The following is a 13,440-nucleotide window of genomic DNA, read 5'->3' as shown; positions in this document are numbered from 1 at the left end:
ACGCCGGATCTTTTGTGACGACGATCCTTGTGCCCGGAAGACCTTTGCCGACCTGGCCCCGCCGGCGCCCCGTTTCGCACGGTGCACGGCCATGCGTCCCAGACGTGGAGACGGAACAAACATCCCAGGTGTCGCGGTCGGGACTGTGGCACTGTGGGGAGGGTTCATCGCGGCGCGTCCAGCTGGAATCCGCAGTGGCACTTGAGCAGGCGCGTTCGAAGCGAAATCGTGGCAGGCAGGCCGCTTTCGCTGCCCCAGGGGTCGTTGAGGCATGAGAGTCCCTCCCCGGTTTCCTCCATCGGTTCACCGCAATGGATGTAGTGGTGCCCGAAATGCAGGACTCCCGGTGCCGTGGCGCCTGCGTTGAGGAGGGCGGCCACCTGCCCGACGCTGGCGTCATGGCCGTAGAAGGAGCCGCAAGACAAACATGAGTACTCGAGGGAGACCTGGCCAGGGAGCGCGGGACTGGTGGCTTCGATGGCCTCGATGACCAGGTCATTGCCGGTACCACATCGGGTGCAGATTAACGCCGGCACCCCGGCGTCGGCGATTCCCCCGGACAGATTCCCGGCTGGCAACGTGGTCATGAAGATCCTCCCAAAAGACGTCCACGAGGGCGGTGCTTAATTGTCAACTTTCCACTACACCAGGCAGCGGCAGCCTCCCGTCAGGCGGGTCGACCGGGCTGCCGTACTTGGGCGGGATCAGCGTGTTCCACTGTGAGCGCAGGTTTCAAAGGGGTGGTCGCGCAACGGGCCGGCCCGGAAGGGCAGGCCGCCATAACCAGCACGCGGACGGCGCTCACAACGGGCGGACGTTCTCGGCCTGGGGGCCCTTGGGACCCTGGCCGGGATTGAACTGCACTTTTTGGTTCTCATCCAGGGAACGGTAGCCGCCGGTGTCGATGGCGCTGTAATGGACGAAAACGTCTGCCGACCCGTCGTCGGGGGCAATGAAGCCAAAGCCCTTCTCAGCGTTGAACCATTTAACTGTGCCTGTGGCCATGGCTGCGTTCCTTCGTGGGACCTTCACTCGCCGTCAGCGCAGTGACGGCCACGGACACCGTCGTCCGTGTTCCCTTAATGTACGGGGCAGCGACGCAGTGTTCAAGGGAATCGACGGCCCTTTTGGAGAAAAGGCCTCCCACACAGGGAGCCATGATATAACGCGCTGCACCACCGTTTGACCGCCGGTCAAAGACCGGGACGGACGACGAAATCCAGTCCTCGGAGTGCGGACGGCACTCGTCAAAGTTGCCGGGTGCTTGTGAACGGTTTTCAGTGTCGTCGTCATCGTGACGCCTGTTGCTGGGCATGGCAAAGCGCGGTCGCGCCGCTTGTTTAGGTGCGCAGGGGTGGGCTGAGCAGGTTACCTCGTTTGAAGTACCCGATCACAGTCCAAGGGGGTAGCTCGGCCCTTGCCACGCGGTTGAAGGCCAGTGCGGCGCCTGCCAGGATGTTCAAGCAGTGGCCCAGTAGGCTCGGCCACTGCTTGGGGCGGAAGATCATGTCAGGGTTGAGGCGGAACGCATGCTGCACTGCCGCTCATGAAGCCAGTGGACGTGTGTTTCCGGGACCCGGCGCAGCCAGTGCCGCACCGTCGAAACAGGCCGGCCCAGTCAGGCGGCGATCGGGCGGTGGCCTTTGCCGGCAGCCTTGGCCGCAGGCCTTCCCGATGACCTCCACGGTGTCGGCCCGGCGCAACGCCAAGGAGGCCGGTAGCAGGACCTGGGTGCGCCCGCAGCTGGCACAGCGGGCGCGCCGCGGCTGTACGGTCAACCGCTCCTGGCCCAGGCCGCGCACGGTCCGGGTCCGGGCTTGCCCGTGGGGGTGCAGCAGCGCCGAGCAATGAGGGCAGCGTATTTCGCCGGCCAGCAAGGCTGTCTCGGTTTGCTCGGAGCTGCCCACGACCATCATCGTGCCCCCTTCTGTCGCTCCGCCATACCCCATGCCAATGACTCTTGCCTACCACACCCCGGCAGGGAAGGGGCCACTTCGTGTGTAACCAACAACGCCCGGAACGGATGACTCACTCCACCACCGGCCGGAGGGGCAAAATCACGGCGCCAAGCAGGCTGCCAAGGAATCTCAGATGCCCGTGGAAGCGGCCGCTTTCGTCGTCACATTGACGCCGCCAACTAAGCCCAACCGGTAACAGGTACATAGTCGCCCACAATGACCACTGCGTCCCCAAACAATGCGACGCGTAACAGACATGGATGGCGATACTGAAGCGTCGGTGCAAATTGGCGGGCTCAAGCAGGCTGATCTCATACGGAAGGAAAACGAAAGAGCGTCATCACGGTTCGTGGCGTTGTTTCCAGCAATGGGGGAAAGTTTATCCATCGACTCCCCGTCGATTTTGATCATTGCGGGCATCTGTGTGTTTTGCCTCTTGCCGGTGTTGTTTCGGCCATTCTTCAGCTTTGACAAGTGCGCCAATGACATTGAGGTCCAAAATCCTGATGTTGCGAAGGCTATCCGAGATGCTCGGCGCGATATTGATCGTGGCCGAGGTCGTTACGGTCCTTAGGAGCAACGTTGGGATCACCGCGAAGTGCGGCCCTCCAGGCGTCTTCAACGCGGCCCGCGTACCGATCCTTGGGAGGGGCTCCTGCCGATGGAAGGATTCTGGCTCCGGGGAGTGGATCAGTCACCGATCAGGGACAACTTCAATGCGTGGTTGGTTGGCTGCACGCAGCGCCTCGAACAGTGAGCTTATGCGAGGGGGCGACCATAGCGTCCTCGACGCCTACCGTCTCTGCGATCTTTGCGGCAATTACAGCCATTGAATCGGCCGCAGTGCATAACCCGCTTCGGGGAGTAGGCAAGACTGGTGTGGGACCGGAATACGACCGAACGGTGCCTTTCCTACGAACTGTGGGCCGAAGCTCTCCGTGAGTGTGGATCATTTCCTACGGCGCACAACCAACACGATGTATAAGGCCGCACCAACAGCTACCAAGGCGCCAACGCTGATTCCCATGATTTCTCCTCCGTATCGACCTTGAACCTCTTCGCCGGTCGAAACTTCCGTCCCCTCCTAGCATAGCTCGCCAGCCTCCGCGTAGATGGTGCATGGGGAGCGACGCACAAACATCCCTACCCCCGGTTTAAATGCGTTGGCGCAGGGGACCCCATGAATTACCGGACTGCACTATCTCCGGCCTGCCGCACTTCAAGGGCACCATCCCGGGAATTCCGGCTGCTCAACCACAGGAGTAGTCGCTGCCACCGCAGGGCCTGGCTTAGCCGTGAACGTCTGCGGATTCACCATCTTCTTGGCCTACCCTCAGGGCTCGGACCTCTTCCATTTCAGCGACAACGGGCACGCCCTTCGGTTAGCCCAAGACGTCGGGCGAACCGGGAGGGTTGGTGATGAACTGTCGGATCTGCGTGGCGTGTGCGGTGGTATGGCCGATCAGACTTGTCACGATCCAGGCGTAGGCCCTGCCCTTATAGCGGTGCGCCGGCGGCAGCGGGGTCACCGCCCTGGCCTCGGTCATGCCGGAGAGCGTGTCGCGGACCCGCTGTCGGCAGTAGTCGATATACCCCCGGATCTCAGGCTGCGACCAGGGGACGGGCAGGCTGGTGAATGTCTGCCAGTGTGGCTTCCCGGCGAACGGGGGCGGCGGGGACCAGGGGTCCAACTCGGCGGCGAGGTCGTAGTCGAGGACTTCCAAGGCATGCCAAGCCACGCTCCACGGCGTCGACCACCGCTGGACCAGCGCCTCCCGATGAGCCGGATCGGTCACCGGTTTGCCGCTGGCGTCGCGCACCTCCCCGACAATCTCCGAGGCCTGTACCCGCCACATGGGAGTCCGCCATAGTTCGTCCGGGCAGTCCCGCACGGCTGCGGCCAGCAGCTCCAAGGCTTCCTCGTGGCAGCGCCCGATGCTCTCCACCCATATCGATACCATGGGGAAGAACTTTAGCACTCCGCGGCATGAGCGCTTCACGCCTAGCGTTCCTTGGGGGTGAGGGCTTTGATGTTTGTCTTGAGTTTTTAGGCCGGGTTTCCGAGCCGTGAGTTGTCGATGTAGCGGCGGATGTGGCGGTCGATGGTGGCCAGGGCTTGGCGGAGCGGTGCTGGTGCGGGGGCTTTGTCGGCGGCCAGGAGCGGTCGCAGGATCCGGTTGTGGACCTTGGTGTGGAACAGTGCCACGCGTTGGCCCTCGGGGGTGAGGGTGTAGGTGTTGCTGTGGGGGCGGCGTTCAATGAGTTGGTTCAGGCGTAGCCGGGCAAGGTCGTAGCTCATTTGGTTGGTGCTGTAGTTGGTGCCCAGCAGATGGGTCCCTCGGGCGCGCAGGTTCCGGCGGGTGAATCCTTGGACAGTGAGGCTTATACATAGGGCGCCGAGCAGGGCCATGACCCGGGGATCGGGCGAACCGCAGGGCCGGGGCCCTCATGCCATCCTCGGTGAGGGTGGACTGTGCGACCCGCTTAAAGGCTGGGCTCGCAAGGACATGGCCCTGCCCGACACGTTCAGTGTCGAGCAGGCGGTTGTTGATGTCACGGGGTTTTCATTGCAGTTCATCGAGATGTTCAAGGCGCCGGGGACACCGCAGGTCGTCGGGTGAGTTGACGACTGTCTCAATCCTCAGCGCCCGGCCGTCCTTGAGGTACTGCATGATGCGGGAGTACTTGTAGAACGCGTTGAGGGTGACGTCGGTGTCGCGGGTGACGACCTTGGTTTTGAACACGTCCTGGGTCCGGCGCACCCGTCCGCGGCGGATCTGCCGGCGAAAGATCAGTTCCAGTGTTTCTGGCCGTCCCAGGTCGAGGTTGTCACCGATGAGTGATTCAAAGAAGGCGCGGGCATTCCGGGGTGCGTCGAAGACCAGGGTCCGGGAGGCCTCGAGCTGGCGCGTGGACAACTCCCACCAGTAGCCGGCGTCCGCGTCCGCATCGGTCAGGGGTGTTGACTGCCGCGTCGTTTGACGATAGCGGCGTCGCCTTGAATGGCGATGGGAATGGTGGGTTTGGTCGTCATGGTGGCGTGGTGGTTGTCACTGCTGACGGGTTCTTGGCAAGAGATTTCAGCATCGTCGTCATGTCGATGTCTGTTTCACGGCATGGAAAAGCACTGGTCTCGCCGCTTATTAGGTGGGCAGTGGTGGGCTGAGCAGGTTCCCTCGTGTGAAGTACCCGATCGATATCCAAAGTGGCATTCCGGGGTCCACCCGTTGTCGGTTGGCGAGTGCGGCGCCGGCCAGTATGTTCGGGCTCCTGCCGAGGAGGCTCGGCCACTGCTTGAGACCGGCCAGCATCTCTGGGTTGAGGCGGAATGCATGCATGACGGCCTGCTCGTGCAGCCAGCGGACGTGCGTCTCCGGGACCCGGCGCAACCAGCGGCGCACCGTCGAAACAGGCCGGCCCAGCATGGCTGCGATCGTGCGGTGGCCTTGGCCGCCAGCCTTTGCTGCCAGTGCGGTGCCGATCACCTCAACCGAGTCGGCCCGTCGGAACGACAATGATGCCGGAAACATGACTTGGGTGCGCCGGCAGCCGCTGCAGCGGGCGCGCCGTGGCTGCACGGTCAGCCGCTCCTGGCCCACGCTGCGGACGGTATGGGTGCGGGCGTGTCCGTGGGGGCGCAGCGGCGCCGAACAGTCAGGGTAGGGTATCTCTCCTGCCACCAAGGCTGTCTCGGTCTGCTCGGGGCTGCCCACGACCAGCATCGCGTCCATTCCTCTTCCTCGGCCAAAAGTTCATGTCAATGACTCTTGCTTACCGTGCCCACAACGGGGAAGTGGCCAGTTCGTGTGGAACCAGCAGCACCCGGAATGGATCATTCAAACCACCGCCGGCCGGAGGGGAAAAACCACGGTGCCAACCTGGCTAGTGATATATTTTGGGCCCCGGCAGAAATGGCGGATCTGGTCGTCACGCTGACGCCGCCAACGAAGCTCAAACCACTGCAGCTGCATCGTCACCCATGATGACCAATGCGTCTCAAACAATGCGACGTCTAACAAGGGGCAGCGGCAGCAGGGCCATCCAGCGCTGGAAGAAGACGCCGATGGCGCCGGGTCCGAGCCGGTTGCAGATCTCCTGCAGGGCCGCCGGGTCCTCACAGGAAGCGAAGCCGTTGGAGAGGGCGGTGTACCCGATGCCTGCCTGGGTGGTCTGGTGTTTGGCCCACTTGTGGCCGTTGACACACAGCTTGGCCGGGTAGGGGAAGTAGGCGCAGACCTTGATGAACGCAGCCCCGAAGTCGGCGTCCCAGAGGTAGAAATAAAAGCACGTCACCCGCCGGTCGGCGTTGGTAAATGAAAACATTGGTAAATGAAAACCAGGGGATCCCGTTGGACGCCTGCCGCTGGGACCAGGTGAACACATTCTGGTACTCCTGGGCCACACCGGAGCGGCCCGTCCTTTCCTGGGCATCCAGATAACGGTGCATCACCTCGTTCTTGCGCTCTCCCTTGCGGAAATGGATCAGCGGGATGTGGTTGTCCCCGGAGAATGCATTCACCGAACGCCTAAAGGCCGCTCCGATCTTTTCCATGATTGCCGGCGCCGGGATCGGTACGCCCAGGTGGTCCCTTAGGAACGTCACCGCCTTCCCGCCCATTTGCAGTTTGGGCACGTAAGCATTCAAATAGATCCGGTCCAGGCACTGGATATCCAGGCCGACATGACCCTCCAGGACCTCATTGACGTTCACCACCACCACAACCACCACCACCACCATCGCCCTGAACCCATCGCATACCTCCAGAATGCGCCACCACGAAGCCGACGACACCAACGCAACACAACCCGCCACCTCGGCGGTCAGAGGGGGGCTCACTGGATGAGTAAGTCCTATTGCCGGGGAGGGCGTGGGGGCTTTTAAAATAGACAGGAGAGGGTTGAGCCGGGTTTTGAACACTCAACTAAACACTCTCCTGACTACACCTAACGTCTTTTCCGCTGACCAGATCCTGCCGGATCTGGGTTTCTCCCGGGTCTGGCGGCCGGGCCGGAAACCCGCGTTGAGCGATGCCGAACCACTCTGCCTGGCCGTGGCCCAACAGCTACTGGGCATCTTCTCCGAGACACGGTGGATCCGCTATGTCCGCGCCCACTTGATGGGCAAGTTCCCCGGGATCCCGCACCAATCCGGGTACAACAAGCGCCTGCGCGCCGCGGGGCCCTTGACCGCGGCGACGATCACGGCCCTGGCCCGGAACATGCCGGGTACGGCTAGTGCACCTCGCACTCCCGCTACTTCCGGGGATTCCGGCTTTGCCTGATCAGTACCCCGACGGCATGCCGGTCCTCCGGGACCTGGCCAACCCGAAATCAGCGAACGCGAACTAACCCAAGGCCTCCCGGAACACGACCACCACCTCACCCCCGACGGACAGGCCATCCGCGGCGACAGGGGTTTCGCCGGCAAGGACTTCGAACGGTTCATCACCGAGGACCTGGGCGCCACCTTGATCCGTCCGGACCGCAAGGACGAGAGGCCACGCTTTGGCAAACCCGGTGGCATCCGGCAATGGATCGAGTCCGTCTTTGACACCCTCAAGGGCCAACCCAGCCTCGAGCATCACGGCGGCCGCACCCTCTCCGGCGTCTACACCCGCGGCGCGGCACGCCTACTCGCCCTCGCCGCCGGCATCTGACACAACTGGCGCATCAACGCACCCCGCAAACACTCACTAACCGACTACGACGACTGACAACGGCGATGGAGCTTGTCAGGAACGCTCGGGTGCTGAGACGGGTCACAAGTTCAAGAGGTACAGCACCGCGATCCGAGGCGCAACAGAGTCTCGACGATTGAACTGGAACCCGTCTCACCATGGGGTGGCCCAGGTGATGACGGCTTGCAGGACAGTAGCTGACCGACGCGTTTGGGCAAGAATGCCACACGCCGGTGGCCAGCCCGCGCCATTGTCTTCTGGTATTGAGGCTTCGAGCGACTTTCGTTGCGGCGTTTGTGGGCTTCGTTGACGTAGGGGCAGGGCCGCCTGCGGCGGAACCTTTGTGCTTTCGGTTGGCTTTCTTCCCGTCGTTGTCCGGGACGGCGCACTGGATGCCGCGGGAGCGCAGGGAGGACCGGAGTCGTTGACCGTGTTGCCGCAGTCCGCCACCGTGTCGGTGGCGACCGGACCCGGTTCAACGTTGCCAACTGCCGGTCGCCTGCCGCCGCACTCATCGCCACAAACCGGGCATGAACCTCCATGCTGTAACTCGAAGGCGCGTTGCCCAGGGAACCGGAGCCGGCCTGCGCGTACACCGTGGCCAACGTGGTACACACGGTCGCGGCCGGATAGTTCCCACATGGCTTCCCCGCCATCGCCCAGACCTGGTTGGTCGAGCAAGTTCATCGTGTCGTAGCCGTCCCTTGGCCGGCCCCGGCCGGCTCCCCACCGACCGACCCGGTGTGCATCACTTGATCGCCTTGCCCAATGGGCGGTGGGCATTCGCCCGGTACCTGCCGATCCCGGTACCAGCCGGTCCAATATGGCACCCTTGGACCTCTTCGACGCCTTCACATGCGCGGCGGCTTCACTGTTTCGTGATTTCCCTGCGCGCAGAAAAGGGCACCTTGTAGCCCACCCATCCAATGCGCCACGGCACCCGAACATGCGCCAATGCTTTCGCGGGCACAGCCCAAATGAGGCACACACGGCATTATCGAACAACTACCTTTTATGAGTCTCGCTGCGGTCTTGACGCAGGCCCGCAATCCGGCCATCGTTGTATGCGTTGAGCATATTCCCGCAGTTGGCAGGAGGAAGCATGACGAATCCCCGCACGCCCATTCAGGGCGCACCGTCCTCGAAGAGTCCCGCGATGCACGAGGCAAAGGATCGGCGCCAACTGCTGCCTCCCAAGCCGGACCAGCGCGGCCCGGACCTTGTGCCCTCGACCGGCACTCCCACGGGCGGGTTGAGCGGCTCCCGGAGCCCACCCGATCGTGGCTCCGCATGGGGACAGCTCCCTCCAAGGGCAAACCGGTCCAAATTAAGTGTTCATCTATCCGTTCGATGAGGTTCGACGCCGTCGTGCCGGCCGGGCCGGGGCACGCGCCTCCGGGATCCGCGAAAGAATTCCGGCACGCAGGAACGCTCGGAGGGTCGGCAGGGCGGTTGGGGCGGTGGCGGATGGTTGTCACGGTTTAATCAGGGTCACGAAGCGCAGGCTCACGTGACCGTAGGCACAAACAAGGAGGAATGTGATGGGTCTGGGCGACAAGTTTGATGCAGCGAAGGACAAGGTGGCCGGCAAGGCCAAGGAAACCATCGGCAAGGCGACCGATGACAATTCCATGGTCGTCGAGGGCAAGACGGACCAAGTCAAGGGAACCGTGAAGGACAAGGTTGCCGACCTCAAGGCCCACCTCCACGAGGACGCGGACAACCTTAATAAGGACGACACCGAAGGCGGGGCAGCCGGTCCGCAGTAGCGTGCAGTTGCGCAGGGGTGGACGGTGAATCAGTGGCCGCCCGCACCCTGTTCCCCACTCCGCCGGGCCGGCAGTCGCGCGGCAAAGCCGCGGCTGCCTGCCCGGCCGGTGTCGGCAGGGAATCCCGGAGGAAACAATGACCCATGGGAAATGGAGACAGTGCCATGACAATCTTGATCAAGGTCCTGAGCATGGGCGCCGCCTTGGCGGCAGGCGCAGCCGTTCGCAAGGCCCTGGAAGCCGGATGGCGGAAGGGCACCGGGACCGAACCTCCCAAGGACGCCGGAAACCTCAAGAATCCTCTGCCGGGCGTCATTGCCTTCGCGCTGGCCACCGCGGTCTCGGGCGCCGTCATCCAGGTGGTGACGAAGCGGCTTGGGCGGAAGGCAGTCCTCCGGCTCGAGCGGGGTGCCGCCGACGGGTAGGACACGATGCGGTGATGTGTGAAAGACCAGGGGCCGGCAGCATTGATGGATCGCCCCTCGCAGCCAAGTTTGAGTCAGAAAGGAGCGTGCGTCATGCGCAAAGTGGAGTCATTGGTCACCGGGTCCCGCGTGCTGACCGGACGGAACCATACTTTTTCCTATGTTCTCCCGCCAGGTGACGGCTTCGCTGTCGGGAATTTTCGGTTCGATGTGGACTCCGGGGCCTGGAACTGGTCCCACGGCGCCTTCACCATACATGGATTTGAGCCCGGCGACGTGGTCCCGACCATGGGCTTGGTCCTGGCGCACAAGCATCCCGCGGACCGGGATGAGTTCGAGCGGATTTTCCGCCGCGTCATGACGGACGGCGGAACCATGGTCAGCCATCACCGGATCATTGACGGGCATGGCCGGACACGCCGGGTCATCATGGTCGGCCAAGGCGTGGAGGATGCCGCCGGCCGGATATGTGCCGTCGACGGGCACTTCATCGACCTGACGCGAATCATGGAAGCTGAAACGGCAGCCGGCGCCGATGCGGCGGTACAACGGGCCGTGGAGAAGCGCCACTTCATTGAGCAGGCCAAGGGCATTCTGATGGGACGGCACCGAATTAACGCGGAAGCGGCCTTCGGCATGCTGGCGCAGGTCTCGCAACACTCGCACAGGAAGCTTCGCGACGTTGCGGTGGACCTGGTGGCTTCGGTGGTCCAGGAAGGTGGCTGCCCCGAACTGCCCGGGCCGCCGGGCCGGGGCTGACGTCCGGTACCGGAGCGGGGCGGGCCCGGTTTCCCGACGGCGCAGACGGCGGCCTCGGGTGCTGCTGCCGAAGCTGCGCCGCGGGACGCTGTGGGCGTCACGCTTCCGGCACGGGTGCTTCGAGCCGTGTCGGGTCCGGCAGCTGCCGAGGCCCCCGGCCGCCCTTTTCCGTCCACCTCCCGAACCTCTTCCTCAACGCAGTCACGACCTGCTTGGCTGTTCGATGCCGGCCAGACCGGTTTTAGCGTCAAGGCTGCCTGGAACCTGCTCCGCCGTCGCGCTGGACGGCAGGTGGAATGCGCGGAAGGGAAGAAGGGGGCGCTCCCCGGCCGGGCCGGGGAACCGACGGCGAGGTGCCCAAGTGTGGCTTCCGTTCCCGGTTCTGCGGCGTGCTGGCCTAGGGGGCGTAGACTGCGGGCAGGTCTTCAAGCAGCGGGGGCCCGCGACTGCATGCAGTCCCCGGCCTGCGGAGGTCCCTCCGTCCGCGCCGGGTGTGCAAGCGCGGGCCGGCATTCCTGAAGTCTACCCAAGCCTGACAAAGGAATGCTGATGTCAACGAGAGTTTCTGACGACGAACACCCGGACTTTGACCCGGAAGGGGGACTTGAAGGCTTTCAAGGGCAGGACGCGCTCCTCTCCGCGGTCACGGTTTCTGAGCAGCTGCAGGATCTGGTCCTTGACAGCGGGGACGTGGGTGAATTTCTTCGGGAACTGTGCGTCTATTCGGCGGCCCTGGCTTCCGTGGACGGCGACGAACCCATGGATTGTGCCGTGACCCTGTACCGGCGTCGGCGGGCGCTGACGGGAGGGGGGAACACAGACAAGGCACGGATGCTCAATGAGATTCAGGCACGCATGGGTGAGGGTCCTTGCCTGACGGCACTGGTGGAGCAGCACACGGTGGTGGTTGACGAAACGCGGACGGACCTGCGCTGGCCGGAATATGCCGCGGCCCTGGTTAAGGAAAACGTCTACAGTGTCCTGGCCGTTCCGCTCGTTCTGGAACAAGGGGCGGCTGCTTCGATCAACTTTTTCTCCTCCACACCATTTGCCTTCACGGCGGGAATCGTGGCGAGCGCCGAACAGTACGCGGCACAGGCCCAAAAGGCGCTGCGCCTGGCTGTGCGCATCGGCAGCAAGCAGCAGATTGCCGAGGATCTCCAGGAAGCCATGAAATCGCGCACGGCCATTGATCTGGCGGTCGGTGTCATCATGGGGCAGCAGCGCTGTTCCCAGTCTGCTGCCTTCGAACTCCTGAGCCGGGCATCGTCGTCGCGGAACCAGAAGTTGCGCGAAGTGGCCGAAGCTCTCCTGGCAAACATCACCAAGTCCACGGTGGCAACGCACTTCGAGGAATGACCTGCAGGCCTGTCCCGCGGGTACCCCGGCCGGGACGGGCAGCACGCGTGGGCCGGCTGCTGGTCCTAGTCCGCCGGTATGGACATTTGAAAGCCGCACTGGCAGCGCAGGACCACACTCGGAAACGTCGCCTTCACATCCGCAGGTTCCCCGTCCCGCGGGTGGTGGGTGGAAAAGCGGATCTCGCCTTTTTCCATCGGTTCGCCGCAATGGATGTAATAGCGGCCGAAATGCAGGACTCCCGCACGGCCTGGCTGGTTGGCCAGAAGCTTGGCGACGTCTTGGACCGATGCATCGTGCGCGAAAAACGCACCACAGCTCCGGCATTCGTATTCCAGGGAGACCAGGCCGCTGGTCCGTGGAATGTGCGGCTGGATGGATTCAACAATCAGGTATTCGTCGGTTTCGCAGTTTGTGCACGTGAGCGACGATTCCGCCCGGCCCTTGCGATCGCCGCTGGCATGTATGGAGTGGTTGGCAGGCATCGAATCTTCTCCTGGAATGGAGGATTGCTATCAACGCGCCGGACCAGCCACGGCGGCCAGCCGGAATTCCGGCTTCCACACATGCCTGCCAGGGGCATCGATTGGGTGACAGGGCACCCTGCCGTTTGCTTAGGCCGTCGAGTGTAGTCTTCGATAGCTTCGTTTCCTTGTCAAGCACCGTCCCATTCCTTGAACGTTGTCGGAGTACCGGCACCTGCGCCACGCCCGCCACTTCGGCCGCCCTCGCCGACATGGCCTGCGCATACTACCGGCGCTCCCAACCCGGGTGGTTCCGTGCACATGCGTCGCCTGAAGAAGCGATCGAGGCCTTTCCTGCTCGATTGGCCGAAGAAGCGGATGCCAGGGTTTGCAACTTTTACCGGAGCAAAATCCTGGCCTGGGCCCCAGGCCCAGGGTGTGTCGTCCAACCCATCCCCGTCGCCCATCGCCGGCTGCTGCACGAATGGGGGGCGCCTACAGGGGAACCGGAAATACGTGACCCGTTGGCTGCACAGCTTGGCGGATGTTTGCGACCGCGGCCCATCTGCTGTCCACGGTAACCGATGGCCAGGTTGCCTCGTGGGAAAGCCCGAAGACGCCCACTGCGAGTGATGCCCACCAGCCCATTTGGCGCTGTCGGAACCCGGGGGATCGGAGGATGCGAAGATTCTGCCGCCGCGGAACCGGCACGGGCCACCAGTGCCGGCCCTGTGACAGGGGCGCTCCGGGGCACCGTCACACCAGCAGAAGGGCCGTCACCGCCGCAGCCACTGTCGTAGGGACCAGGTGCCCGTCACCGGCCGGCGTCCCGTCCACCGTCCAGCCGGGGGCCGGGACGAGGCCACGTTACCCGCGGTCCACGATCGCGTGAACTGCGCCCCGGGTTACGTCCATTAGCGTGGTGTAACCGGCCCTGATGGGCGTGTTGCCAGATGCGAAGGCGGTCACCGCGTGATCCTTGGAAATGACAGTCCAATGTCTTTCCTGAAGGAGAACTCCGCGATGAC

The 13,440-nt window shown here is 63.5% G+C and carries 13 protein-coding genes and 1 pseudogene; 6 read left to right on the top strand and 8 right to left on the bottom strand.

The window, feature by feature from the left end:
* Nucleotides 1-164 precede the first annotated feature (164 nt).
* Entirely contained in the window at nucleotides 165-587 is a 423-nt protein-coding gene (locus MMF96_RS07985; RefSeq protein WP_256883182.1) for a hypothetical protein, read from the bottom strand.
* Nucleotides 588-801: 214 nt separating this feature from the next.
* Nucleotides 802-1,005, bottom strand: a complete 204-nt coding sequence (locus MMF96_RS07980) for a cold-shock protein (RefSeq protein WP_256883181.1) — start codon at nucleotides 1,003-1,005, stop codon at nucleotides 802-804.
* 1,209 nt (nucleotides 1,006-2,214) lie between these two features.
* Between MMF96_RS07980 and MMF96_RS07975 the strand changes: the two genes are divergently transcribed.
* Nucleotides 2,215-2,532 carry a hypothetical protein gene (locus MMF96_RS07975; protein WP_256883180.1) on the top strand — a complete coding sequence of 106 codons (318 nt, stop codon included), beginning with the start codon at nucleotides 2,215-2,217 and terminating at the stop codon, nucleotides 2,530-2,532.
* A gap of 808 nt (nucleotides 2,533-3,340) precedes the next feature.
* Here the strand turns inward: MMF96_RS07975 and MMF96_RS07970 are convergent.
* The 5 genes from MMF96_RS07970 to MMF96_RS07950 all read right to left on the bottom strand — a co-directional run bounded on the left by MMF96_RS07970 (nucleotide 3,341) and on the right by MMF96_RS07950 (nucleotide 6,281).
* Nucleotides 3,341-3,919: a DinB family protein gene (locus tag MMF96_RS07970; protein ID WP_256883179.1), complete on the bottom strand. Its 579-nt coding sequence runs from the start codon at nucleotides 3,917-3,919 to the stop codon at nucleotides 3,341-3,343.
* 86 nt (nucleotides 3,920-4,005) lie between these two features.
* A complete protein-coding gene (locus MMF96_RS07965) occupies nucleotides 4,006-4,368 on the bottom strand; it encodes a hypothetical protein (RefSeq protein ID WP_256883178.1) in 363 nt (120 codons plus the stop codon).
* A gap of 154 nt (nucleotides 4,369-4,522) precedes the next feature.
* Nucleotides 4,523-4,876: a hypothetical protein gene (locus MMF96_RS07960; RefSeq protein WP_256883177.1), complete on the bottom strand. Its 354-nt coding sequence runs from the start codon at nucleotides 4,874-4,876 to the stop codon at nucleotides 4,523-4,525.
* A 225-nt stretch (nucleotides 4,877-5,101) separates the two neighbouring features.
* On the bottom strand, nucleotides 5,102-5,689 hold the full coding sequence (locus MMF96_RS07955) for a helix-turn-helix domain-containing protein (RefSeq protein WP_256883176.1): 588 nt from the start codon (nucleotides 5,687-5,689) through the stop codon (nucleotides 5,102-5,104).
* Nucleotides 5,690-5,954: 265 nt separating this feature from the next.
* Nucleotides 5,955-6,281, bottom strand: coding sequence for a hypothetical protein (locus MMF96_RS07950; protein ID WP_256883175.1), 327 nt, complete (start codon nucleotides 6,279-6,281; stop codon nucleotides 5,955-5,957).
* A gap of 587 nt (nucleotides 6,282-6,868) precedes the next feature.
* Between MMF96_RS07950 and MMF96_RS07945 the strand changes: the two are divergent.
* From MMF96_RS07945 to MMF96_RS07925, 5 genes and pseudogenes are all read left to right on the top strand, one after another.
* A pseudogene (locus MMF96_RS07945) lies at nucleotides 6,869-7,615 on the top strand (IS982 family transposase).
* Between the two features lie 1,562 nt (nucleotides 7,616-9,177).
* Complete coding sequence (locus MMF96_RS07940; RefSeq protein ID WP_176616672.1) at nucleotides 9,178-9,405, top strand: CsbD family protein; 228 nt, start codon at nucleotides 9,178-9,180, stop codon at nucleotides 9,403-9,405.
* Nucleotides 9,406-9,569: 164 nt separating this feature from the next.
* Complete coding sequence (locus tag MMF96_RS07935; protein ID WP_256883174.1) at nucleotides 9,570-9,830, top strand: DUF4235 domain-containing protein; 261 nt, start codon at nucleotides 9,570-9,572, stop codon at nucleotides 9,828-9,830.
* 93 nt (nucleotides 9,831-9,923) lie between these two features.
* Nucleotides 9,924-10,589 (top strand): PAS and ANTAR domain-containing protein, encoded by a 666-nt coding sequence (locus tag MMF96_RS07930; protein ID WP_256883173.1) that lies wholly within the window; start codon nucleotides 9,924-9,926, stop codon nucleotides 10,587-10,589.
* A gap of 549 nt (nucleotides 10,590-11,138) precedes the next feature.
* Nucleotides 11,139-11,948 (top strand): GAF and ANTAR domain-containing protein, encoded by an 810-nt coding sequence (locus tag MMF96_RS07925; RefSeq protein ID WP_256883172.1) that lies wholly within the window; start codon nucleotides 11,139-11,141, stop codon nucleotides 11,946-11,948.
* Between the two features lie 65 nt (nucleotides 11,949-12,013).
* On the opposite strand, the gene MMF96_RS07920 is transcribed toward MMF96_RS07925, so the two are convergent.
* Complete coding sequence (locus tag MMF96_RS07920) at nucleotides 12,014-12,433, bottom strand: hypothetical protein (RefSeq protein ID WP_256883171.1); 420 nt, start codon at nucleotides 12,431-12,433, stop codon at nucleotides 12,014-12,016.
* Nucleotides 12,434-13,440 lie beyond the last annotated feature (1,007 nt).

The sequence above is a fragment of the Arthrobacter sp. STN4 genome, from assembly GCF_024539665.1.
Lineage (GTDB): Bacteria > Actinomycetota > Actinomycetes > Actinomycetales > Micrococcaceae > Specibacter.
Note: the sequence above shows the minus strand (reverse complement) of the source record. Positions and strands in the feature narration are given on the sequence as shown.

Coding starts and splice junctions, on each gene's coding strand:
- MMF96_RS07970 (WP_256883179.1), bottom strand. CDS start 3,919: ATGGTATCGATATGGGTGGAGAGCATCGGGCGCTGCCACGAGGAAGCC.
- MMF96_RS07940 (WP_176616672.1), top strand. CDS start 9,178: ATGGGTCTGGGCGACAAGTTTGATGCAGCGAAGGACAAGGTGGCCGGC.
- MMF96_RS07930 (WP_256883173.1), top strand. CDS start 9,924: ATGCGCAAAGTGGAGTCATTGGTCACCGGGTCCCGCGTGCTGACCGGA.
- MMF96_RS07920 (WP_256883171.1), bottom strand. CDS start 12,433: ATGCCTGCCAACCACTCCATACATGCCAGCGGCGATCGCAAGGGCCGG.
- MMF96_RS07965 (WP_256883178.1), bottom strand. CDS start 4,368: ATGGCCCTGCTCGGCGCCCTATGTATAAGCCTCACTGTCCAAGGATTC.
- MMF96_RS07925 (WP_256883172.1), top strand. CDS start 11,139: ATGTCAACGAGAGTTTCTGACGACGAACACCCGGACTTTGACCCGGAA.
- MMF96_RS07985 (WP_256883182.1), bottom strand. CDS start 587: ATGACCACGTTGCCAGCCGGGAATCTGTCCGGGGGAATCGCCGACGCC.
- MMF96_RS07955 (WP_256883176.1), bottom strand. CDS start 5,689: ATGGACGCGATGCTGGTCGTGGGCAGCCCCGAGCAGACCGAGACAGCC.
- MMF96_RS07950 (WP_256883175.1), bottom strand. CDS start 6,281: ATGTTTTCATTTACCAACGCCGACCGGCGGGTGACGTGCTTTTATTTC.
- MMF96_RS07975 (WP_256883180.1), top strand. CDS start 2,215: ATGGATGGCGATACTGAAGCGTCGGTGCAAATTGGCGGGCTCAAGCAG.
- MMF96_RS07980 (WP_256883181.1), bottom strand. CDS start 1,005: ATGGCCACAGGCACAGTTAAATGGTTCAACGCTGAGAAGGGCTTTGGC.
- MMF96_RS07935 (WP_256883174.1), top strand. CDS start 9,570: ATGACAATCTTGATCAAGGTCCTGAGCATGGGCGCCGCCTTGGCGGCA.